This window comes from Mesorhizobium sp. YIM 152430, from assembly GCF_029210365.1.
Lineage (GTDB): Bacteria > Pseudomonadota > Alphaproteobacteria > Rhizobiales > Rhizobiaceae > Aliihoeflea.
This window is the reverse complement of record NZ_JARGES010000005.1, coordinates 1-502: the sequence shown is the minus strand read 5'-3', so window position 1 is coordinate 502 and position 502 is coordinate 1. Positions and strand designations below refer to the sequence as shown.

Sequence of the window (502 nt, the reverse complement as noted above, 5' to 3'; positions counted from 1 at the left end):
TCCCGCGAGGTTGACGACCAGCTCGAACCGGCCTTCCCCAATATATTCGAACCGCTCGAAACCGGGCATGTCGGCGTCATTTGCCGCCATGCGCTGCGCCCCTGCTTCATCCTGTTCAGTCAAACGTCCTTCGGCGGCCGCCATCACCGCACGCGGCTCCGCCAGCGTGCTTTCAACGCGCATCGTGTAATCGTATCCATCCGTCGTGATATCCGCGTCGATCTTTTCGGGGGCGAGGCACCCGGTCAGGAAGAGCGTCGCGCTCATGATAAACGGCAGTCGGATGCCAGCTCGCGTTAGCTTCACAATATACTCCTGAATACAGGCGGAGCCGCTGTCGATCAGCGGCCCCAGGTCGAGTTGAACGCGCCGGGGAAAATTATGTCCTGCTCAACGAAGACGTTGAACTGGTAGCCCGGACGGATTTCCAAGGTGGGCTGCACGTCGAGATTGCGCGTGATCGTCTGGTCAGCGATCCGGCCGAACGTGTCGGCAAAATTTC

General features: G+C 59.8%; 1 protein-coding gene and 1 pseudogene. Both read right to left on the bottom strand.

Translation table 11 applies throughout. The features are described from left to right. Positions 1-267 (bottom strand): annotated as a pseudogene (locus tag PZ895_RS00505) (hypothetical protein); the annotation flags it as partial. Between the two features lie 74 nt (positions 268-341). After that, on the bottom strand, positions 342-502 hold a 161-nt coding region (locus PZ895_RS00500), incomplete at its 5' end, for a TrbI/VirB10 family protein (protein WP_275837078.1).